This window comes from Streptomyces sp. NPDC057939, assembly GCF_042887545.1.
Classification (GTDB): domain Bacteria; phylum Actinomycetota; class Actinomycetes; order Streptomycetales; family Streptomycetaceae; genus Streptomyces.
Genome location: NZ_JBHVPG010000012.1, coordinates 140,201 through 159,731, shown reverse-complemented (window position 1 = coordinate 159,731; position 19,531 = coordinate 140,201). Strand labels below are relative to the sequence as shown.

Genomic DNA, 19,531 nt, shown 5'->3' with positions numbered 1-19,531 from the left:
GTGGGCGATTTGGCACAGTTTGCCATTGCGCGGGCAGCCGTGAGGCATTCAAGTCGATCAAGGACTTTCGGCCATGACTTGGCTTGGACGTCACGTAATGTCCATGGAGGTCCCCGGTAGCTCCATCGAGGCTCTTCACCTGCGGCGATGCGCTCTGGAGGGTCGGGCTGTGCGCCCGGCCGATAGCCGTGGGACGTACGGGCGGGCGGGCGGCCATGCCGCCGCCGACCTCGGGGGGACCTGGACAGCGTCTTCACGCGGTGCGGTGTCGCCCGGCTCGGGGGAGCCATCACTCGCTTGTCGGAAGGTGTTACTCACATGTGGTCACGGAAGGGCAGCCTTCGGGCAGCGGGCCTCGGCGAGGTGCCCACGAAGGGCAGCGTGGGCCGGGGCCAGGGTCTCGGCCGCTGGCGGCCGGCAAAGAGCCGGACGGTAGAGAGGGATCTGCACCGTCTGATCCGGAACGAGCTCCAGGACCTCGGGATCACGCCTCCGCTCGACGTCTTCAAGCTCTGCGAGGCCCTCAGCAAGCGACGGGGACGGCCGCTGTACCTGCGGGAGTACCCCCTGCCGAAGCCGGGCCCGTCGGGGATGTGGGTCGAGTACGACGGCTACGACGTGATCATCTACCAATCGGAGACGACCCGCCTTCACCAGGAGCACATCCTGCTCCACGAGGCCGGGCACATCCTCGTAGCGGAGCACGAGGCAGCCGCGGCCAAGGCGTCGGGCGAAGCGTCCGAGGACGCATCCGCCGAGGATGCGCCCGCTGAGGAGACAGCCGACGAGGGGACGGCGGTCTCCGTGGAGGGCTGGGCCAGCATGCTGCCGTGGTTCACCCCCGAGGCGATCAAGCGCATTGCCCACCGGTGCTCCTACGACAAACCCGAGGAGTGCTCGGTCGAGCTGGTGGCCACGATCATCCTGGAGTGGTCGTCCGTGCTGGACAGCACCACTCCCCTGTCGGACGACCCCGAGGTACGCCGCGTGGAAGCGGCGCTCACTGACCGGCGGGGGTGGCTGTAGCCGTGGAACCCCTGCTCCTGGTGCTGCTGGCCGCGTTCCTGTGGAAGCTGTACCAGCTCAAGCGCTCCCCGCGGGACAAGCCGCTGCGAGCGGTGACGCTCTGCCTGGCCTGTGCCTTGCTGTCGTACCCGGTGACGATGCCGGGCGGGAGTTCCGGCGTCGACATGGTCGCCGGCCACGGCACGGCGAAGCTGGCCCAGAACGTGCTGCTGCTCCTGGCGGTGTTCTACCTCATGTGCTTCTACCTCCACTCCGCGTCTGACGGGAAGGCGAGCTATCGCCGGGCCCGAAACGAAGGCGTGCTCGTCTCGGTCGTCATCATTGCGATCACAGTGGCGGCCCTGTCGGTGCCTCACGAGGTCTTCGCGGGCAGTTTCAGCACGGCCGACATGACGATCCCGCAGATCGCTTTCTTCTACGGCGGGGCCGGTCTGTACCTGATGTACGCCCTGGCGATGGCGGCCCGATGGACTCGCCGCTATGCCCGGATGTCCCGGCGCCCTCACTCCACGGGCCTGTGGATGGCGGCGGTGGGGCTTGGCACGATGGCTCTGGCCTGCGCGATCCGTGCGGTGATCGTCGCGGTCCGCGCGGCCGGGGTCGATATCCCCGAGCCGGTGATGGCGCCCGTGGCCTTCCTCCTGGTGGCCTCGATCCTGCTGTTCGCGGCGGGGATCACGTACTCGGCGGCGCGGGCCCGGATCTCCTCCCTACGTCTCTGGCTCCGGCACCGGCGCGACCACCGGCGGCTCGCCCCGCTGTGGGAGTTGCTGAGTGAGGCGTACCCGGAGAACGTCCTGCGGCCGGCCTCCCCCGCGGCGCTGGACCGCTGGCGGGCGCGTGGCGTCCACCGGCGCTACCACCGCCGCATCGTGGAGTGCCGTGACGGCCTGGTGGACATCAGCCCGCACCTGCTCGACGAAGGGGATGACGGGGGCCTCCTGGATGTCGACGCGGAGGAGCTGGCCGCGCGCCTGCACCGGGCTTCGTCCCGGATCGGGGAAGGTGTCCCCGCACCGCGACCGCCCGTTCCCCTGGCCATGGCTCTGGGCAGCGACCGGCAGTCGGATGTGAAACAACTGATTGCGGTGTCCGATGCGCTGCGAGCCGCGGCGTGACACGCAAGGATCAAGGAGACGGAATGCTGATCACCAGCAGGCGGGTATTGGTTGCTTCGGGGCAGTACCTGGAAGACGGCGCGGTGCTCATCGAGGGCGACTCGATCACCGCGGTCGGCCCGCGCGAAGAGGTCGAGCAGCAGGCCGGCGCCGATGTGCCTCGCCTCGGCTTCGACGGGACGGTTCTGCCGGGGCTGATCGACGCCCACGTGCATCTCGCGTTCGACGGCAGTCCGGACCCGGTGTCGACGCTGACGGACTCGCTGGATGAAGTCCTGTTCGAGGACATGCGCCGCCGCGCCGAGCAGCTGCTGAACAGCGGCGTCACGACCGCCCGTGACCTCGGCGACCGCAACGGCCTGGCGCTTCGGCTGGGTGCGACGATCAGCGAGGGTGCAGCACCCGGACCCCGAATCGTGTCCGCGGGCACCCCGCTGACGACGCCGGGCGGTCACTGCCACTTCCTCGGCGGCGCGGTCTCCGGCGAGTCCGAGGTCCGCGACCTGGTACGCCGTAACATCGCGGCCGGCGCCGGGGTCGTCAAGGCCATGGTCACCGGCGGGGGCCTGACCAAGGGCGGGCCGGCGAGCCACGAGAGCCAGTTCACCGCCGACGAACTCGCCGCGCTGGTGGACGAGGCGCACAAGGCGGGTGTGCCGGTGGCCGCGCACGCTCACGGGACGGACGGCATCGCTGCGGCCGTCGCGGCGGGGGTGGACACGATCGAGCACTGCACGTGGATGACGGACGGTGGCCTCGACCTCCGGCAGGATGTGCTGGCGGAGATCATCGACCGGCAGATTGCCGTCTGCCCGGCGGTCAGCCCGCACTGGCAGATGCTCCCCCGGATCTTCGGTGAGGAACGGGCCGCCGCGATGTTCGACCTCGTCCGGCAGATGGCCGACGCGGGCGTGCGCCTGGTGGCGGGCACCGACGCCGGAGTGCAGCGCGCAGGCTTCGACGGCTTGGTCCCGGCCCTGGCGTTCTACGCCCACCTGGGTCTGGCGAACAGCTCGATCATCGACATGGCGACGAGCGAGGCGGCAGCCGCCCTCGGCCTGGGATCGGTGACGGGGCGTATCGCCCCCGGATTCCGCGCGGACCTCCTGCTGGTCGACGGCGATCCGCTCGCCGACCTCGCCGCGCTGGGGAACATCGAGGCCGTGTTCGCGGCCGGGCAGCGCTACCAGCCGGATGCGGCTCAGTAGGAACGTCACATCGTTGCAGTGCCTGTCCCAACCTTCGCGAGTTCGGGGCAGGCACTACTTCGTGCTGGCGTCCGGGTCGACCTTCTCCAGCTCGGTGGCCAGGTCGTTCAGAATCGAGAGGACTCCAGCCGGCAGTCCCTCGGCGCCGGCGCCTCGGGCCCGGATCCGTCCCACCTTCCCCTGCTTGGCGGCGCTCATGAGCCGAAGCCCTTCGTAGACCTGGAGGACGACCTCCTCGTCCGGCTCGAAGTACATGCGCGGGACGCCGAAGACCCCGGCCAGTCCCTCAAGGACGACCAGTGCCGCGTCCTCGCTCCGGCCAGTCCGCAGGTCCTCGATCTCGGCGGCCGACGTGACCTCGGCCCTCGCGTGCGCGTTCACCGCCGCCGCGATCTCCGCGTCCTCCGGTGCTGTCCCTGCTGGGTAGGACCGCTCCAGCATGAGCCTGATCTTCTCGGCCAGCGTGCGAGGCGCCTCCTCCTGGGCGGTCTCGGCGCTGGCCTCTTCTCCGCCTGAGCTCTTCGCAAACGAACGTTCCTGTGCCCGCTGAAGCTCTTCGACGGTCACGTCATAAGCGTCAGCCAGCAGGGGCAGATAGCGATCTTTGAGGCGGCGGACGCCCTGCTCAGCTCCGGCCACGGGACCGTCGCTCTTCATGCCGATGACCGCCGCCGTGTCCTTCCGGTAGAAACCGGCATCGCACCGCAGATCCGTAAGATCCGGCGGACCGCTGCGGGGAAAGTACTTGTCGAGCGGCTTCCCCAGCGCCTTCGCGAGGGCGGGCAGCTTCTCCTGGTCCGGCACCGCAGTGCCTGCCTCCCACCCCGACACCGTCGACTCCGCTACGCCAACGGCTCGGGCCACGTCGGACTGCGTGATCTCCGCAGTCCGACGATCCAAGCGCACCTTGGCTGGATCGAAGCGGCGGGCTGGCATGGGACCCCTTTTTTGGCTGAACCGAAGAAACCTCGGCATGTTGACTTTTTCCTGGAACTGCGATAGCTTCAGTTTAGCGAAAAACGAGGGGATTCGCACCCCCTCGTCTTCGCCACCACACCGATCCCGTCCGGGTCCGGCGTGGTGGAGGGGAGGAACCCGCCCGCCGCTGGCGTGCGCGCCCTCCCCTCAAAACGCCATCGGCGCCCGTGAGTTCGCACCTCCCGGACGCCAGACAGCCTGTGACCTGCTCCCTTTCGCGAGGGCGCGTGGTCACGCACAGCCACTCCGTGCTCCTAGCACGGCATCAACGGAGTGGCGTACCACATAGGAGTGTCGCATGACCCCCACTACGGAGCGCAACCCGGAGCAGGAGATCGCTTCGGGGCCGGCTGAGCGGCTCGCCGTCCGGCTCGCCGCCATGCTGCCGGGCGCCGTCGTCGTCCACGTTCGACTCCAGGGCCCTCGGACCCTGTGGCCTCACCTGCGGCTGACTGCCGTGGACGACCGCGGCCGAACCCTCCGAGTTCCCCGCGCCCGAGCCCTAACGCTCGCACGGTGGATCATCCGGTCCTTCCCCCACGCGCAGTGGGCCGCGACGGGCCACGCGTTCGACCTGCGGACGGCCACCCTTCGCGGGCTGGAAGCGTGACGGCCGCCGTGGCTGACGCGGGCGACCTCGACGCTTCCATTGACGCCTGGGTGAGCGAGCAACTCGACGCCTCGCCGGACTGGGACCACGAGAAGTGGGAGACGCTGGGGAAAATCCTCGACGTCGAATTCTCGGTCCCCGGCGACTCGCGCGTCTATAACCTCGCTAAGCCTGTTACCGACATCTCGGTCAGCAGCGAAGCCGCGTAGTTTACGCCTCCCCGATAACGAGAGAGTTCTAAGATCTCTCGATTCCTTTTCTCGCACCGCGCCGTGTAAGGCGCCGCGTGCCGCTAGCACCATGAGGCGAAATGAGAACCACAATATCCGACCTCTCCGAGGCGGCTTTGCGGGGCGACTGGAGCCCCCTCCTCAGGGAATCCGAGAAGGCCCGGGGAAAGCATTGGGCAGAAAACGCCCGGTGCTCCGGTCGGGATACCAACATGTTCTTCCTTTGCGGGGACGGCCCGCAGTCTGAGCCGATGGAAACGGTGGAGCGACTGGGGCTCTCCCTGGTCAGGCCGCTGAACCTGTGCGCGGCCTGCCCGCTGGCGACCGCCGCCCGATGCCTGGTCGAGTCCTTGCGCGGCGACGAGGAATTCGGGATTCGTGGCGGCCTGATCGCCTCAGAACGCTCAGCCCTGCGGGCCAGTTGGCAAAAGCGCATGGACACAGATGCCGTGAGTCGAGCACTACGCGGATCAACCGCAGCGCTGAGCAAAACCGAGCGCAGTGAGGTGATTGCCCGGTTCGCGGCGAACCCCGCAATGGACGCCGCTGCGGTTGCGCGGGGGCTAGGAATCACCCACGCATACCTGTTGAAGCTGGCACGGGACCACCGACAGAAGCGCCGGACCGATCTGCCCCGAAGCGTCGACGCCGCCTGACGGCCGCGAGGAATCAATTCTATCCGCAGGGATTTCCTTGCGTCCTGGAGCTTACACATGTGTCAGAACAATGCTACGACCTCGATGCGCACCAGCCTCGGGAATGAGATCAAGAAGGTAGCACCCGATGCGGTGCTGGTCCGTGTCTTTCCGGTGCGGCGGGGATTCACCTACTTGTTCGAGCCTGATTTCTACCGGACCTTCCTCGACCACAAGACGGAAGAGGGCGTGGCTCGGCTGGTCCGCCGGACGTTCGGCGACCTTGCGGACTGGAGGGTCGCCCATGATTTCTACCTTCCGACCGGGGATCTCTACCTCACCCCGGAGCCGCATCAGAACGGATTCATCCCGGAAGACGACCAGTCTTTCGGCCTTGCACCGGTCCGGCGGATAGCGATATCGGACGGGAACCTCGGATGAGCGCGATAGCCACTGACCTCGTGTGGTCGGAGTCCAAGGCGTGCAGGGGCTCGCGGCTCGTCCTGCTGGCTCTCGCTCGGGAGGCGGACGACCAGGGGCAGGCGACCCTGCCCCTGGAGGAGATATCGCGGTTGACCGGGCTGACGGTCCGCTCGATCACGACGTGTCTGGGTGAGCTGGCATCGCTCGGTGAGCTGAGCCGCGAACGCGGCGGAGGGGCGTCCAACCCTAGCCGGTACACGATCCTCCTCGTCGGCCAGGCCGGCAGTACGGCGGCGCACGGGGGGACGGAACTTCCTTCTTCGGCCGCAGGCGTGACGGAACCCGGAAAAGATTTCCACGAAGAGGCTTCCCGGAAATCCGCGACGGCGGAGTCAAATTGGAAGTCTCTTCCCGGAGAGTCGGAAGCTACTTCCTCGCGCGTACGTGGTGGTAGTACTCCCTACGGGAGTACTACCACCACCAAAAAGCAAGCTAGCTTTGCTGATTCAAATCTCCGGGAAGTTTCTGCCGGACAGGAATCGGTCGAGGTCCCGGAAGGCGCCCGGGAGCTGGTGGCGGCAATGTCCGGGGCCGGGATGGTCGTCGGATGGCGGCTGACCGGAGCGGAATGGGACCGGGTAACAGCTCTCGCAGCCCGTTGGGGCCGCGAACGGTTGGTCGAGATGGTCGCCCGGCGCTGGAATTCCGAGCGTCCGCCGCTGTCCGCCCGCTACCTGCTCCGCATCTGGGCGGACCTGCCCGATCAGGCCCCGGAACCGGCGGTCCGGACCAACGTCGTCCCGCTGCGGAGGCAGCCCGGGACATGGGTTCCGTTCCAGAACACTGCCCAGCCCAGCGCCTACCAGAACGGATTTTGATCATGGCTCCGAACCCAGAGCGCGCGGGCAGCGCCGCATCCCTGCGGGCCATGGAACGGATACTCGCAGCGAGAGGGCTCCAAGCCGTGCCGGAAGCGATTGACGACGATTCGCCGGAGGAGAACCCGGGCCACCGGCAGTGGCACCGCCGGGCCCGCGCGGAGTACGCCCTGGGCCGCTGGAGCGCCGCGACACCGCCCCGGTACCGCGACGCCGACGCGAGCCTCCCGGAGGTGCGAGCCTGGGCCGATCGCGCGCTGACCGACAACGCCGCCGCCGGTGCCCTGCTCTTGACCGGCCAGACCGGCACGGGCAAAACGCACGAGGCTTACGGCGCGTTGAGGATGATCGCGGCCGGCGGACCGGACCGGTACGAGCTGATCGCGGTCAACTCCGCCGACATGTACGGCAGGCTGCGGCCCTCCCAGGTCATGGGCGCGGCCGAACGCGAGCTTCGGCGGCTCAGCGAGGTGCAGTACCTGCTGCTGGACGACCTCGGCACCGCGAAGGCGTCGGAGTGGGTGGAGGAGGTGACGTACCGCCTCATCAACTACCGCTACAACCACTGCCTGCCCACCGTGATCACGTCCAACCTGCCCGCGAGGGACGAGAGCGGGCCTGACCTGACCGACTTCGTCGGGGCCCGGGTGGCGAGCCGACTGGCCGAGATGGTGACCAGCCTGGTCCCGATGATCGGTTCGGACCGTCGTCGCGGTGGGAGGGCGGCCTGATGCCCGTTCGACTGCAAGGGGCGGCACCGGACGCCGACCTGTCCACAGCCTGTGCATACGTCGGCCCGCTCAGCCTCTACGCGAACCCGTTCACGGCCGGGGACCGCAGTCCCTCCGTGGCCGGGCCCCCGATGGACCCGGAGGAAGCGGTGGACCTGTTCGCCGCGACGCTCCGGGGACCGGTGGGCCGCCGCTACGCGGACGAGTTCGCCCGCGCGCTCCGCGGCCTCGACCTCATGTGCACCTGCCCCCTCGACGTGCCGTGCCACGCGGACGTCCTGCTCCACCTCGCCAACGCCCCCGGCCACAGCGGCACGATCACCACCAGCAACTCCACGGAAGGCCCCTCGATGCCCCACCCGATCATGGTCTCTGCGGCCGAACACCTCACGGCCGGAGAGAAGCGGCGCACCGCCGCTCGGGAAGACGCCTTCCACACCTGGGGTCCCCGGTCCACCAAGGCGGCGGCCGACTTCGCTCATCGGCTCCTCGGTGCTGACGCGGCCACGCTGGAGTGGCAGACGATGGGCCTCCTGTCGTTCGAGGAGCATCTCCAGGCGTTCGCCTCGCTCGACACCGTCGGTGGCCAGCACTTTGAGCTGTACTTCTCGGACCAGGGCGGCACGGAATCCATCACCCTGCGGGTGTCCTGCATGAGCTGCCCCAGCCAGCACGTGCACGAGGTGACCTCCCTGGAACAGCTCGGACAGCTGCTCTCCCAGACCCCGGCCTGGTCGGTCATCAACCCGCGCGAGGGGGGCGACCGCTGATGTCCCACGCACACATAGCCCCGGTCACCGACAGCGCGGAGTCCGCGATCACGCTGCGGAACATGACCCTCTGGGACCGGACGGCGATCGTCCTCCTGGGCGCGGCCGGCTTCGCGTTCTCGTACGACGCGCTGCGGCAGATCGCCGTAGCGATTCACGCCCGGGAGTCGTTGAGCTACCTCTTCCCGATCTTCATCGACGGCTTCATTGCCTACGGGGTCCGAGCGATCGTGCTGCTCCGCCACCAACCGTTCCTGTCCCGCCTCTACACCTGGTTCCTGTTCCTGGCCGCAACCGCGGCGAGCCTGGGCGCGAACGCTCTGCACGCGATCACGCTGAACCGTGGTCCGCAGTCCGCGCAGTCCGCGCTGCACCTCACGGACAGCGTGGTCGCGGTGCTGTCGATGCTCGCGCCGCTGGCACTGGCGGGCTCGGTCCACCTGTACATCCTGATGGCGCGGACCGCCGAACTGTCCGTCCGGGACGGGGCGGACGGTGGTCCCGGACCGGTCCGCGAAGGTGTCCAGGACTCCGCGACCGGTGCGCAGGTCCCAGGGACCGGTCCGCTGGAAACTGGCGCGGCCTCCGGGGCTCTGTCCGCTTCGTCCGCTCCGTCCGGGACGGCCCAGATGCCTGTTGACCTGCGGAAGCCTGTAGAGCAGAGTCCTGAGGAGTCTGCTGCGGCAGGTTCGAAGGCGCGACCGTCCGCCAGGCCGGAGCAGTCGGACGACGGGCAGGGACCGACGGACGGGCAGCCCTCTGGGAGGTCCGACCGGGAGGCGCCGGTGCCCGTCCCGGCGGACACCGAGGCACCGGTCCCGGCCTTGGTCCCCGACCCCGCGGACGGCGGCGGACCGTCCGTCCCGGACGACGCCGAACCGCCGCAGGACCGGGAGGCCGATGACGAGTGGCTGGAGGACCTGATGCCGGTGGCCCGGGCCGCCTACCAGCAGAGCGGACGGATCAGCCGTGACGCGATCAAGGAAGCCGTCCGCCAGCGGCAGCCGATCAGCAACGACCGGTTGGGCATCCTGCTGGCCCGGTTGAAGGACGAGACGGACCAGCGCGTGAGCGCCCCCGCCGCCGCCTCCAGCGCCCTTTGGTGATCTCATCTCATTGGAGCCGCGCGGGCGCTGCCCCCACCGCAGCGACCGCGCGGCCCCGTCGACAAGGAAGGACCGGCCATGTGGCGACGCCGTCAGAACCGCACGCAGGAGACCGCCCACTCCGAAGGCGTGCACGCCGCGTCCGCGCTCACGGCGCACCTCCAGAACGGCGGCCGGCTGGTACCCGTCGAGCTGACGGACGTCCCGCTGGCCGAGGGAGAGACCGCCTTCGCCGACGTGTGGTGTCCGGCCGCCCGCTTCTACCGGACTGACGTGGCCTATCCGAGGTCGACGGGGTATTGGGAGGACCACCCCACCTTCGGCCGGCAGTGGGTGCCCAACGCGCTCGACGCCCGGCGGCAGCGCGAGGCCGAGGCCGCCGCCGAGCCGCAATGGCGTGACCACACACCGGCCCGCGTCGTCCTGACCTCGACGGGAGTGCGGCTCAGGCCGACCGGATCGGTGGACTGGATGCCGTTCGACCACTGCCTCCTCACCGACCTCACGGCTGGGCCGCACGGGCTGGTGCTCTCGTACAGCACGTGCGCCCCCCTGCTGGTCGCCGGGCCTGCCGCGCCCTGGCTCGGAGCGGCGATCGAGCACATCCGCCGGGCCGGATAACACAGCCCCACACCGAGAAGCCGGAACCTAATTCCTGGAATTAGGTTCCGGCTTTTTTGTTGATTCGAGTTGTCCGCAGACCCCTGCGAGGATTTAGGCACGGCCAACGCCACAAGGCGTTTTCGGCCACTGGAGCCCCAAAAATTCGGGCTCCCCTTTTTCCGAGAGGGGCTGATGGCCTTGATATGAGCGACTGCCTTTCGCCCACCGTCCCCCTGGACTATGTCGCGGACTGACGGGCGCCGGGAACGGCCTCTGACCTGGATAAAGGTCTGCCGGTGAGACCAGCGAACAGCCACCGGACCGGCGCGGCGCAGAGCCGCCCCCGGTCCGCAAATTCTACGGCGACCAACCGCCGATAAAGCCCGCAGAGGCAATCCCCCTCCTCTGCGAAGGGGTGTTGCGGCCTCCCCCCTGGGGCCGCAACACCCGCTCTCTCAAATCCCCCCTGCACCGAGATTGTGGATTCCCCATGCCTCGATCCAGCCGTTTCATACGCATATCCACAGCCATGGGCATCGTCGGCGCACTGGCCGTGCTCTCGACCGGCTGTTCCAGCAGCCCGGAGGCTTCCCCCCGCTCCTCGGCAGCCCAGTCGAACACCATCTCGGCGGGCTCCACAAAGCCGACCGCGGTCAAGCCCACAGAAGAGCCGTCGGCACCGCCGAACGCGGCTCTGCCGGCGGACGTCACACAGACCGCGCGTGCGTTCACCACGGCTTACGCCGAGCACGATGCCCGCGACGGCAAGGACACCTCGTTCGCCGACGCCGGAGTCAGGGCGGCGCAGTTCGCATCCGGCGACCTGGCGCCCATCCTCAGCCAGAAGCGCCCGGGCCAGGAAGCGGCCTGGGCCGCGCTCCGCACGGAGCAGGCCCGGCAGACCGTCGAGATCACCGCCACCGCGATCCCCGACGGCGCATCGGCTCCGACCCGGGCCGTCGCCCTGGTCCGGGTGAGCTACACCCTCACCACGACCCCGGCGTCCGGCCCCGCGCGGCAGAGCGGCGAACAGCTCGCCCTGCGACTTGAGCACACCTCCCAGGGCTGGCGGATCACCGCCCTGCCCTGGGCGTGACGGGGCCTCGATGAACAGCAGCTCGAAGTTCGGCCTGGGCCTCGTCTCCGCCTTGCTGGTCACCGGCGTTGCCCTGCTGACCACCTTCGGCGGGGCCGACAGCGCCTCCGCGAAGGAGACCGGGCCAGGCGGCGGCATCAAGACGGACGCACCCGTTCCTGGCTGGGTCCGCGACCTCATCAACAAGCACGCGGGCCTGTGCCCGCAGGTGACGGCCAGCCTGCTGGCCGCCCAGCTGTACACGGAGTCGAAGTTCGACCCCAACGCTGTGTCCCCTGTCGGCGCCGTCGGGATCGCGCAGTTCATGCCCGGCACATGGACCGAGCACGGCGTGGACGGCGACGGCGACGGACTCAAGGACATCCGCAACCCCGCCGACGCCATCGCAGCGCAGGCGCAGTACGACTGCGACTTGGCCAAAGACGTCAAGGACGTACCGGGCGACTCCACCGAGAACATGCTCGCCGCGTACAACGCCGGCGGCAGCAACGTGATCAAGTACGGCGGCATCCCGCCGTACGAAGAAACCCGGAACTATGTCCGCGCTATCCGCGACCTGGCGGCCCAGTGGGCGGACGCCGTCCAGCCGAACCTCCCGGCCGGCAAGGGAGCCGCCCGCGCGATCTCCGCAGCGAAGACCGCGCTGGGGACCTGGTACCAGTGGGGCGGCTCCTGCTCGTCGCCGTACACGGGCATGGGCGGCTGCGACTGCTCATCGCTCACGAAGATGGCCTGGGCCTCTGCGGGCGTGAACCTGCCGAGGGTGACCTACGACCAGGTGCACGCCGGAACGGCCGTCGCCAGCGTCTCCCAACTGGTCCCGGGTGACCTGCTGTTCAGCGTTCCCGGCGCGTCCGGTCCGGAGCACGTCGGCATGTACATCGGCAACGGCGAAGTGATCGAGGCCCCGCGCACGGGCCTCCAGGTCCGCATCAAGCCACTCAGCTTCTGGACGCCCCAGATCATCGCCATGCGACACGTCGGCTGATCGCCACAAAATCCCTCATTTCAGCCCAAACATATAAAAGGGACCAAAAATGCACAATCTTCTGTCTGTCGCAGCCGACCCTTCCCTCCACATGAACCTCGCTGCCGGGGTCGACGTCGTGACGGGCGTGAAGCCGGACTGGGGCCCCTTCGGAAAGCTCGGGGGGACCGTAAAGATCATCCTGGGAGTCGTGGCCGCCGTCATCCTGGCCATCGGCGTCGGAGCATTCCTCATCGGTATCGGGAAGAGTAAGGGCTGGTTCGGTGAAGGCCATTCCAGCATGGAGAGTTCCCGCGGTAAGGGAATGATGGTCGGCGGCATGGCCTGCATCTTCCTCGTCGCGTCGCTCGGAACCATCGTCGGCATCACATATGGCATGGGTGTGTGACCCATGGCCTCCCAACGCAACAGGAGAAACGATTCTCCCCGGGCAGCCCGACCGCCCCGGCGCGCCAAGAAGCTCACGGGCATCGCCGCCGGCGGGGTCGCGGTCGTCACCGCGGCCGGGGTCATCGTCAGCCTCGCCACCGGCTCCCCCTCCACACCAGCCTCCTCGGCACCCGTACCCACCCACGCGGCCCCGCAGGTGAACGTGGAGCGCGCCCGCACGGTCGACGGTGTCCCCGTGGGCTACCCGCACACGCAGGACGGCGCTAAGGCGGCGGCGGCCAACTTCACCGTGGTCGGTGGCCGCGCAGCCTTCCTCACGAACAGCGAGCGTCGGCACCGCGCCGTGGCGGCCATGGCCGCTCGGGACGCCACCGACGCGCTCGGCAAGAAGGCCGACCTGGCCGCCGCTGAGGCGGTCGCGGCTCTCCGCGGCGACACCACGGAGCTTGCCGCCGGCCAGGCCATCGCCCGCACCGGCATCCTCTCCGCCCGCGTCCTGGGCTACGACGACCGGGGAGCCATGATCCGACTGTGGACCACGACGGTCCGCGGCAGCGCCGCCGGGAACGCAACCCCGAAGGCGGGGTACCGCTCGGTGACGGTCACCCTCGTCTGGGAGGCCAACGACTGGAAGCTCAAGGACACTGCGAGCACTGCCGGGCTGGTCGCGCCGATCGACGCGCGACAGGCGGCCAACGTCGCCGCCGACTTCTCCGGCTACGTGCCGGCCGCCGCAGACGATCCGGTGGTGACCGGCGCGATCCGGTCGGACGGCTTCCCCGCGCCTTATGAGCAAAACGAGCGGGGAGCTCGTGCCGCTACGGTCAGCGCCGTCATGCTCTACGGCGACACGCGCTTCTTCACCGACGAGCAGTGGCGGCACCGAATGCTGGTGGCCACCGCAGCACCGAGCGTGCTCAAGTCGGTCACGTCGGACTCCGACGCGACGGCCCGCCTCGTCGCGGAGAACCGCGGGGTCGGCACGGACGGCAAGTCGGCGGACGGCAGTGAGCTGATCACCAGGACGGCTGTCCTGGCGACCCGCACCATCTCGCGCTCCAGTCAGGCCGCGAGCATCGAGCTGTGGACCGCTTCGGCCGGCGGGGTCGCGGGCAAGGAGGAGACCCACCGACCGCAGGTCGCCTTCCTACGGATGACCGTGGATCTCGTCTGGGCCGATGGCACGTGGAAGACGACCGCCGTCACCCCGTCCGCGCCGCTCGTTCCGTCGCCGCCCGCGATGCAGCAGGCGGACTCGTCGGACGCTTTCGCCGAGGTGGGGGGTGCCGGGAATGCGCCTGCGACTGCGTGACGACGCCCCCGGTCTGCTGCGGGTGGAACGGACCACTCCGAGCCGCTGGCGACGCAGGCTCCAGACCATCGCCATGGTTAACGTCGTCCTGGGGTTCGTCTTCATCCCCTCCGCGGTGGCGAATCCCTTCTGCTACATCCCGCTGGTATGTGAGGCCAAGGCGGCGATCGACTTCGTCAAGGACCCGCTCGGCTTCCTGTTGCAGAAGCTGACGGAAGCCAACATCTGGTTCTTGCGGAAGATGTTGGAACTGATCCAGGCCACCACCAAGATCGATCTGACCTCCCCGGGCTTCTTGAAGCAATACGCGATCATCTTCGCGGCCTCTTGCCTGCTGACCGTGGCGCTGTGGCTGATCGCCGTGGCCAAGCGGGCTGTCCGCGGGGTTGGCATCACCACCGCCATCAGTGAGGCGATCGGCTTCCTCTTGCTCCAGTTCACCGTCAACGCGCTGACGCCGGGGGCCCTGGCACTCCTGCTCAAGGCCATCGATGAGGTGACAGCGGTCTTCGAGCCCTACGCGACGGAGAACTTCAAACCGTTCCTGGAGAACGTCCTCACGGTGATGGCAGCCAACCCGAGCGAGGGTGTGGGGCAGCTGCTGGTGGTCAACCTGATCATGCTGGCCGGCGCACTGCTGATGTGGATCGAGCTGCTGATCCGCAGCGCCTCGATCTACGTGGCCGTCGCCCTCGGCCCCATCGTCAACGCGGGCCTGGTCGACAGGGACCTCTGGGGCAAGAGCAAGAAGTGGTTCGGCGCCATCTTCGCCATCGGCTTGTCGAAGCCCGTTCTGTTTGCCCTGCTCGGCCTGGGTGGCGCCGTCCTGAGCGACACAACGGGCTCCATGTCCGACCAGGTCTCCAAGACTCTGGTCGGCGCGCTGATCCTCCTGCTCGCAGTGTTCGCGTCGGCCACGCTGTACAAGTGGTTGCCGGAGTTCGGCGACCACATGGCACAGCTCCACCATGACCGGAAGACGGCTCAGTCCTCGGGCCCGGCCGCCGCGATCGACGGCCCCGGACAGCACGCGAACCGGGCGATGAACTCCCGGGTGCAAGATGCCCTCGTGGGCGGCGGGAAGTCCGCAGGCGCGAAGGCGGCCGGGGCCAAGATGGGCGGCGGAACCGCCGCCGCTGGCGGGCCCCTCGCCATGGGTGCGGCCGTCGCCAAGGCCGGGCTCGACATGGCGAAGAACAAGGCCGCAGGCTCCCCCGGCGCGCAGGGTGCAGACGCCGCCAACGGCGGCCTCGGCTCCGATCAGTCTCCGGGCCAATCCGAGGACAGCGGCCCCACCGGCGCACCGGGCGCCCCCACGGGCACCTCCTCCAGTCCGGTCGTCGGCTCGGGCCCGGACTGGTCAGCGGCCGGCAGCCACGCGGCGTCAGAAGCTCCGGCCACCGCCCACTCGCAGGGCGGCGGTACCTCCGGCCCGATCGTCGGCCCGGACCCGGCACCCTCCGGTGGTGGCGTGTCCGACGCTCCGGCCACCGCCCGCCCGCAGGGCACGAGTTCCGGTCCCGTCGTCGGACCGACCCCGGCCCAGTCTTCGGCGCCGCGGTCCCGGATGGCGCTCAACTGGGACGCATTCGCCGGAGGCTCCTCTGCTCCGGCCACCGCACGGCCGGCCCCGTCCCCGACGGCACCGACCCGCCCGGCAGCACCGCACTCCTCTCCCTCCCCCGCACCACGACCCACCTCGGGCCCCGGGCCCTCCGTCGCGCCCGCGCCGCCTTCGCGGCCGACCGGCGGACAGGCACCCGGCCGGCCGGACCCCACCAAGGACCGATGACCCATGTCGACTCGTACGTATCAGTTCGGAAAACACCGCCCGACGGGCCTGGTGGGCCGCCGCGACCTCGGCGAACAGGTTGTTCTCGGCAGCGGCGCCGTGATCGGTCTGCTGCTCGGCTTCGCCTTCAGCGGAGCCACCGCCCTGGCGGCGACTGGCCTCGTGCTGCCCATCCTGCTCGCCCTGGCGCTCGTGTACGCCCCCTACCGGCCGAAGGGCACGTCCCAGAGGCGCTCGATCTACCGGTGGTGGCGGATCAACCGCTATCACCGCAAGGCGCTCAGCCGTACCGGCGGTGTCTGGGTGTCGCCCGCCGTTGAGGCCGGTGTGCGAAGGGACGGAACTCCTCCGGACGCCGCTCTGACCGAGCCCGAAGGCATCGCGGGCATGACCTGGGTGCCGGTCACGGTCCGCGGGCAGCAGGCCGTCGTCATCCTCCAGCCGGAGGCCGGCTGCGTCACCGCCGCCTTGGAGGTCACCTCTCCCGGCCTGGGCGGCAAGGACGTCGGCGAACAAGTTGTCGCACTGGAGCGGTGGGGCGAGGTACTCGACGCCTTCGGCAACGTCGAGGAACACCCGGTCAAGCGCATCCAGGTGCTCGCCCGGCAGATGAAGTCCGACCCGTTCGCCCACCAGCGCTTCATCGCGCAGCGCGACCAGTCCGCGGCAACGGCCAACGCCCCGCAGTGGCTCAAGGACTCGTACGACGAGTTGGCCAACGCGGTGTCCACCAGCGCCGAGGAGCACCGGTACTACATCACCATCCACGCGAAGTTCACCCGGGACCTGGCGGCCGAGGGCTCCGCCCGGGGAACGGGTGACGACGGGATCGCCGCCGCGATGGCCATCTACCTGGACGAGCTGTGGTCCCGCTCGGAAGATGCCGACCTCTCGGTGGTCGCCCCGCTGGACGAGGGCAGAATGACGGCCTTCATCCGCAACTCGTACGACCCTGACCACGCGATCTGGGACACCGATCTCCCCCGAGCCCACGCCTTCCCCCGCAACGTCGATGTCCGGCAGGGCGCCCACGTGGCCACCCGCGCAGCGGGGAGCACCGAGAGCTGGTACCACGCCACGGCCCACGTCATCAGCTGGCCCACCACGCCCGTCGGCCCCGGTTTCCTGTCGCCGCTGCTGATCGGGATGCCCGATGTGATCCGCACCTTCGCCATCACGCAGCAGCTGGAGCCGAACGACAAGGCGGTGGAGCGCATGTTGGCGGAGGACACGAACAACCAGGCGGAGATGCACCGCGACCGTCAGCGAGGCAGGAACATCGACCCCCGCGACCAGATCGCCGCGAACGCCACTGGTTCCCGGGGCATGGCACTGGCCGCCTCCGGCGCGGCCGGCTCCGCGGTCGTCGGCTACATCACGATCTCCGCCCGCAGCATCGAGGAACTGGAGCGCACCAAGCGCACAACCGCGAGCCGTGCCCGTAACTCGAACCTGCGGATCGAGTGGCTCGACCTCGAACATGCCCGTGCCTTCGCGAACACCCTGCCCCTCGCCGGAGGCATCAAGTGAGTGACCTGCTGAACCTCGCCCCGCTCTCCCCGATGCACCAGACCGTGCGTCGTCCGCTCTACACGGAGACGACCACCAGCCAGGCCCTGTACCTGCCGGTGGCACCGCCGACCCTGGGCAGCGCGGGCGCGATTATCGGCCGCGAACTGTATTCCGGAAAAGCATTTATTTACTGTCCTTTCAGCGCATTCGGCGACGGCCTGCCGGGTGGAAACATGATCGTGATGGGGGATACCGGACGCGGAAAGAGTTCCCTCACCAAGACCTACGCCGCTCGGCAAATTCGCCTCGGCCGGAAAGTCGTCGTACTGGATACGAAGGAACAGAAGGAGCGGGAGGAGGGCGAATGGGCAGCCCTCGGACGTTCCCTCACCGGCAAGGCGCCGGTGAAGTTCGCTCCCGGTGGCGGGTCCGGCGCCTCTTGCATCAACCCGATGGACCCCGCCATCTCGGGCAAAAGGCAGACGGAGCTGGTCAGAACAATCGTTGAGCTTGGCCTGGGCAAGACCCTGGACGAGTTCGCCGGCTCCGCCCTGCGGATCGCCATCCGCCGGGCCCACTACCGGGCGGACTCCCTCGGCCGCACGCCCGTTCTTGCGGACGTCGCCGATGCGCTCCGGGCGCCGGAGGAGTCCGACGCCGTCGCGAAGCAGCGGACGCGGGACGAACTGCTCGCCGACGGCCTCGAAGCGAGTTACGTGCTTGACCGGCTGTGCGGCAGTGAGCAGGATTCCACCGGCGACCTCGTCGGCATGCTGGACGGGCCGACCAGCCTCGGCGTTGGCCTCGACAGCGACATGGTCGTCTTCGACCTCACCAAGGTCCCGTCCGGCGGGGTCGCCATGACCATCCTCGTCGCGGTGATCTCCGTCTTCCTCGAAGAGGTCTGGCTGCGTCCCCTGTGCGAGTGCGGTACCGAGCCGAGCCAGCACGAGCGCGTGGTGGTCGACTCGGAGTCCGGCGCCTGGGAGGTGGGGCCGAACCCGGCGATGGGGTGCCGCCGCTACAGCCAGCGCAAGCGCATTCTCATTGCTGAGGAAGCGTGGCACATTCTCGGCACCCCGCAGCTGGCCGCCCTGCTCGAAAAGTTCCTGAAATTCGCACGCGGCCTGGGATTGTCGTGCATTTTCATTGTCCACCACCTGTCAGATATTGACGACTCGCCCGAGACGCAGGCGGCACTCAAAATGGCCGATACCGTGGTCATTTACTCGATGAAAAAGGCCGAAGCGGAAGCCACAGTATCCAGACTGGGGCTGCCATCCTGGACGGCGGACCACATTGTGCGTCTGCGTCGAGGTATCGCCCTCTGGGTGGTGGGAGAGGTTATCTATCCCGCCGTACAGCATCTGCTGGTGGTGGCCGAGCAGCACCTGTGTTTCTCCTCCGGCTCGATGACCGACGTCTCCTCCAGTTACCCGGACGCCGCATGAACGGCTCCCGTCACCTTTTCGCCGCTGGCCCCGTCCAGGCAGATCCGGAACGGACACGCTCCATGATGATCACCAACACCGGGACGCCGGTTCCGGCCGACCACCACGCGGTGCGGCGGGACATCGACCAGCTGCACGCCGATGCCCTCGCGCTCGCCCGGCGCACGAAGGCGCTGGCCACGGTCCTCGATCACGGGGACTACTCCGCGGCCGGAGGTCGCGTCCGTAGCGCCGTCACCCACCTGTGGCGTGCGGCCGAGGACCTCCACCGGGCGTTCCACCAGTCCCCGCCTCGATGCGCCGGGCCCGATGCGGCGATCTCCCAGCTCTGCGGCCGGCGCATGCGCTACCTCGCTGCCCGGGCCGGACAGCGGGCCGCGTAGTGGACATCATGCCCAGCGGGGTCTCCGTGGCCCTGTACGCCATCGCGGCGGTGTGCGCGGTGACCATGGCCGCCGTCTGGCTCGTGATGAAGCGGGCCACCCGCAACGCCGGGTTCGCGGACAAGGGCCTACTCAAGCGGCAGTTGTCGGCCGCGGCCGTCCTCAAGGCCACGGAGATCCGGCCCTCTCTTACGCGCGGTGACGACCGCCCGCGCCGCCCGGCGGTGGATCTGGCGAAGAAACGATCCGCCGCCCGCTGACCCCTCCTTCCCCCCTTTCTCGGAGCACGTC

22 protein-coding genes are annotated in these 19,531 nt (G+C 68.9%); 21 read left to right on the top strand and 1 reads right to left on the bottom strand.

What is annotated here, in order from left to right:
* Positions 1 to 318: 318 nt before the first annotated feature.
* The 3 genes from ACFVS6_RS16740 to ACFVS6_RS16730 are packed head-to-tail and all read left to right on the top strand — an operon-like array spanning position 319 to position 3,352.
* Complete coding sequence (locus tag ACFVS6_RS16740) at positions 319 to 1,026, top strand: hypothetical protein (RefSeq protein WP_389704481.1); 708 nt, start codon at positions 319 to 321, stop codon at positions 1,024 to 1,026.
* A 20-nt stretch (positions 1,027 to 1,046) separates the two neighbouring features.
* On the top strand, positions 1,047 to 2,144 hold the full coding sequence (locus ACFVS6_RS16735; protein ID WP_389704479.1) for an MAB_1171c family putative transporter: 1,098 nt from the start codon (positions 1,047 to 1,049) through the stop codon (positions 2,142 to 2,144).
* Between the two features lie 23 nt (positions 2,145 to 2,167).
* Entirely contained in the window at positions 2,168 to 3,352 is a 1,185-nt protein-coding gene (locus tag ACFVS6_RS16730; protein ID WP_389704478.1) for an amidohydrolase family protein, read from the top strand.
* A gap of 54 nt (positions 3,353 to 3,406) precedes the next feature.
* On the opposite strand, the gene ACFVS6_RS16725 is transcribed toward ACFVS6_RS16730, so the two are convergent.
* Positions 3,407 to 4,288, bottom strand: a complete 882-nt coding sequence (locus ACFVS6_RS16725) for a helix-turn-helix domain-containing protein (protein WP_389704476.1) — start codon at positions 4,286 to 4,288, stop codon at positions 3,407 to 3,409.
* 340 nt (positions 4,289 to 4,628) lie between these two features.
* Between ACFVS6_RS16725 and ACFVS6_RS16720 the strand changes: the two genes are divergently transcribed.
* The 18 genes from ACFVS6_RS16720 to ACFVS6_RS16635 all read left to right on the top strand — a co-directional run bounded on the left by ACFVS6_RS16720 (position 4,629) and on the right by ACFVS6_RS16635 (position 19,500).
* Positions 4,629 to 4,940: a transcriptional regulator gene (locus tag ACFVS6_RS16720; RefSeq protein ID WP_389704474.1), complete on the top strand. Its 312-nt coding sequence runs from the start codon at positions 4,629 to 4,631 to the stop codon at positions 4,938 to 4,940.
* Positions 4,937 to 5,149 carry a hypothetical protein gene (locus ACFVS6_RS16715; RefSeq protein ID WP_389704472.1) on the top strand — a complete coding sequence of 71 codons (213 nt, stop codon included), beginning with the start codon at positions 4,937 to 4,939 and terminating at the stop codon, positions 5,147 to 5,149. Before ACFVS6_RS16720 ends, ACFVS6_RS16715 begins: the two co-directional genes overlap by 4 nt.
* A gap of 101 nt (positions 5,150 to 5,250) precedes the next feature.
* On the top strand, positions 5,251 to 5,826 hold the full coding sequence (locus ACFVS6_RS16710; RefSeq protein ID WP_389704471.1) for a WhiB family transcriptional regulator: 576 nt from the start codon (positions 5,251 to 5,253) through the stop codon (positions 5,824 to 5,826).
* A gap of 84 nt (positions 5,827 to 5,910) precedes the next feature.
* Positions 5,911 to 6,246, top strand: a complete 336-nt coding sequence (locus ACFVS6_RS16705) for a hypothetical protein (protein ID WP_389704470.1) — start codon at positions 5,911 to 5,913, stop codon at positions 6,244 to 6,246.
* The gene (locus ACFVS6_RS16700) at positions 6,243 to 7,106 is read left to right on the top strand and encodes a hypothetical protein (RefSeq protein ID WP_389704468.1); all 864 of its coding nucleotides are present in this window, start codon (positions 6,243 to 6,245) and stop codon (positions 7,104 to 7,106) included. Before ACFVS6_RS16705 ends, ACFVS6_RS16700 begins: the two co-directional genes overlap by 4 nt.
* Positions 7,107 to 7,108: 2 nt before the next feature.
* Positions 7,109 to 7,837 carry an ATP-binding protein gene (locus tag ACFVS6_RS16695; protein WP_389704467.1) on the top strand — a complete coding sequence of 243 codons (729 nt, stop codon included), beginning with the start codon at positions 7,109 to 7,111 and terminating at the stop codon, positions 7,835 to 7,837.
* On the top strand, positions 7,837 to 8,607 hold the full coding sequence (locus ACFVS6_RS16690) for a DUF6195 family protein (protein WP_389704465.1): 771 nt from the start codon (positions 7,837 to 7,839) through the stop codon (positions 8,605 to 8,607). Before ACFVS6_RS16695 ends, ACFVS6_RS16690 begins: the two co-directional genes overlap by 1 nt.
* Positions 8,607 to 9,713 (top strand): DUF2637 domain-containing protein, encoded by a 1,107-nt coding sequence (locus tag ACFVS6_RS16685; RefSeq protein WP_389704463.1) that lies wholly within the window; start codon positions 8,607 to 8,609, stop codon positions 9,711 to 9,713. The genes ACFVS6_RS16690 and ACFVS6_RS16685 overlap by 1 nt, the downstream gene beginning before the upstream one ends.
* Positions 9,714 to 9,791: 78 nt before the next feature.
* A complete protein-coding gene (locus ACFVS6_RS16680) occupies positions 9,792 to 10,334 on the top strand; it encodes a hypothetical protein (RefSeq protein ID WP_389704462.1) in 543 nt (180 codons plus the stop codon).
* Positions 10,335 to 10,806: 472 nt separating this feature from the next.
* Entirely contained in the window at positions 10,807 to 11,412 is a 606-nt protein-coding gene (locus ACFVS6_RS16675; RefSeq protein WP_389704460.1) for a hypothetical protein, read from the top strand.
* 10 nt (positions 11,413 to 11,422) lie between these two features.
* Positions 11,423 to 12,400: an NlpC/P60 family protein gene (locus ACFVS6_RS16670; RefSeq protein ID WP_389704459.1), complete on the top strand. Its 978-nt coding sequence runs from the start codon at positions 11,423 to 11,425 to the stop codon at positions 12,398 to 12,400.
* Positions 12,401 to 12,449: 49 nt separating this feature from the next.
* Positions 12,450 to 12,788 (top strand): hypothetical protein, encoded by a 339-nt coding sequence (locus ACFVS6_RS16665; RefSeq protein ID WP_389704457.1) that lies wholly within the window; start codon positions 12,450 to 12,452, stop codon positions 12,786 to 12,788.
* A gap of 3 nt (positions 12,789 to 12,791) precedes the next feature.
* Positions 12,792 to 14,102, top strand: coding sequence for a hypothetical protein (locus ACFVS6_RS16660; protein ID WP_389704455.1), 1,311 nt, complete (start codon positions 12,792 to 12,794; stop codon positions 14,100 to 14,102).
* Positions 14,083 to 15,894: a hypothetical protein gene (locus tag ACFVS6_RS16655; RefSeq protein WP_389704454.1), complete on the top strand. Its 1,812-nt coding sequence runs from the start codon at positions 14,083 to 14,085 to the stop codon at positions 15,892 to 15,894. The genes ACFVS6_RS16660 and ACFVS6_RS16655 overlap by 20 nt, the downstream gene beginning before the upstream one ends.
* Positions 15,895 to 15,897: 3 nt before the next feature.
* The gene (locus tag ACFVS6_RS16650; RefSeq protein ID WP_389704452.1) at positions 15,898 to 17,424 is read left to right on the top strand and encodes an SCO6880 family protein; all 1,527 of its coding nucleotides are present in this window, start codon (positions 15,898 to 15,900) and stop codon (positions 17,422 to 17,424) included.
* Positions 17,421 to 18,857 (top strand): ATP/GTP-binding protein, encoded by a 1,437-nt coding sequence (locus ACFVS6_RS16645; protein WP_389704451.1) that lies wholly within the window; start codon positions 17,421 to 17,423, stop codon positions 18,855 to 18,857. The genes ACFVS6_RS16650 and ACFVS6_RS16645 overlap by 4 nt, the downstream gene beginning before the upstream one ends.
* 62 nt (positions 18,858 to 18,919) lie before the next feature.
* A complete protein-coding gene (locus tag ACFVS6_RS16640; RefSeq protein WP_389704449.1) occupies positions 18,920 to 19,240 on the top strand; it encodes a DUF6238 family protein in 321 nt (106 codons plus the stop codon).
* Positions 19,241 to 19,248: 8 nt separating this feature from the next.
* Entirely contained in the window at positions 19,249 to 19,500 is a 252-nt protein-coding gene (locus tag ACFVS6_RS16635) for a hypothetical protein (protein ID WP_389704447.1), read from the top strand.
* The last annotated feature ends 31 nt before the right edge of the window (positions 19,501 to 19,531 follow it).

Coding starts and splice junctions, on each gene's coding strand:
- ACFVS6_RS16730 (WP_389704478.1), top strand. CDS start 2,168: ATGCTGATCACCAGCAGGCGGGTATTGGTTGCTTCGGGGCAGTACCTG.
- ACFVS6_RS16680 (WP_389704462.1), top strand. CDS start 9,792: ATGTGGCGACGCCGTCAGAACCGCACGCAGGAGACCGCCCACTCCGAA.
- ACFVS6_RS16695 (WP_389704467.1), top strand. CDS start 7,109: ATGGCTCCGAACCCAGAGCGCGCGGGCAGCGCCGCATCCCTGCGGGCC.
- ACFVS6_RS16685 (WP_389704463.1), top strand. CDS start 8,607: ATGTCCCACGCACACATAGCCCCGGTCACCGACAGCGCGGAGTCCGCG.
- ACFVS6_RS16700 (WP_389704468.1), top strand. CDS start 6,243: ATGAGCGCGATAGCCACTGACCTCGTGTGGTCGGAGTCCAAGGCGTGC.
- ACFVS6_RS16740 (WP_389704481.1), top strand. CDS start 319: ATGTGGTCACGGAAGGGCAGCCTTCGGGCAGCGGGCCTCGGCGAGGTG.
- ACFVS6_RS16720 (WP_389704474.1), top strand. CDS start 4,629: ATGACCCCCACTACGGAGCGCAACCCGGAGCAGGAGATCGCTTCGGGG.
- ACFVS6_RS16725 (WP_389704476.1), bottom strand. CDS start 4,288: ATGCCAGCCCGCCGCTTCGATCCAGCCAAGGTGCGCTTGGATCGTCGG.
- ACFVS6_RS16690 (WP_389704465.1), top strand. CDS start 7,837: ATGCCCGTTCGACTGCAAGGGGCGGCACCGGACGCCGACCTGTCCACA.
- ACFVS6_RS16635 (WP_389704447.1), top strand. CDS start 19,249: ATGCCCAGCGGGGTCTCCGTGGCCCTGTACGCCATCGCGGCGGTGTGC.
- ACFVS6_RS16640 (WP_389704449.1), top strand. CDS start 18,920: ATGATGATCACCAACACCGGGACGCCGGTTCCGGCCGACCACCACGCG.
- ACFVS6_RS16675 (WP_389704460.1), top strand. CDS start 10,807: ATGCCTCGATCCAGCCGTTTCATACGCATATCCACAGCCATGGGCATC.
- ACFVS6_RS16650 (WP_389704452.1), top strand. CDS start 15,898: ATGTCGACTCGTACGTATCAGTTCGGAAAACACCGCCCGACGGGCCTG.
- ACFVS6_RS16655 (WP_389704454.1), top strand. CDS start 14,083: ATGCGCCTGCGACTGCGTGACGACGCCCCCGGTCTGCTGCGGGTGGAA.
- ACFVS6_RS16660 (WP_389704455.1), top strand. CDS start 12,792: ATGGCCTCCCAACGCAACAGGAGAAACGATTCTCCCCGGGCAGCCCGA.
- ACFVS6_RS16670 (WP_389704459.1), top strand. CDS start 11,423: ATGAACAGCAGCTCGAAGTTCGGCCTGGGCCTCGTCTCCGCCTTGCTG.
- ACFVS6_RS16710 (WP_389704471.1), top strand. CDS start 5,251: ATGAGAACCACAATATCCGACCTCTCCGAGGCGGCTTTGCGGGGCGAC.
- ACFVS6_RS16705 (WP_389704470.1), top strand. CDS start 5,911: ATGCGCACCAGCCTCGGGAATGAGATCAAGAAGGTAGCACCCGATGCG.
- ACFVS6_RS16665 (WP_389704457.1), top strand. CDS start 12,450: ATGCACAATCTTCTGTCTGTCGCAGCCGACCCTTCCCTCCACATGAAC.